Annotated in this window: 1 pseudogene; it reads right to left on the bottom strand. The window is 60.2% G+C overall.

Annotated elements, in window-relative coordinates:
• Positions 1 to 236 (bottom strand): annotated as a pseudogene (locus LK536_RS59090) (nitrogenase iron protein); the annotation flags it as partial.

The raw sequence follows: 236 nt of genomic DNA, 5'->3' as shown, positions 1-236 counted from the left end.
CTTGTCCGCGTACCCCTCGCGGATGGGCATTGCAAATCCTACGCACACCACATCCCCCAGCACGTCATATATCACCACGTCAGGCCGGTAAATATCAAATGCATGTCTATCTTCCAACGCCTCAAAGGCCGTGATGATTCCCCTGCCCGCGCATCCCATGCCAGGCGTCGGACCGCCGGCCTCTGCGCAGAGCACGCCTTCACTGCCCTCTGTCACCAGTTCCTCAAGGCCCGCCT

This window comes from Clostridium pacaense, assembly GCF_020709765.2.
GTDB classification, from domain to species: domain Bacteria; phylum Bacillota; class Clostridia; order Lachnospirales; family Lachnospiraceae; genus Enterocloster; species Enterocloster hominis.
Note: the sequence above shows the minus strand (reverse complement) of the source record. Positions and strands in the feature narration are given on the sequence as shown.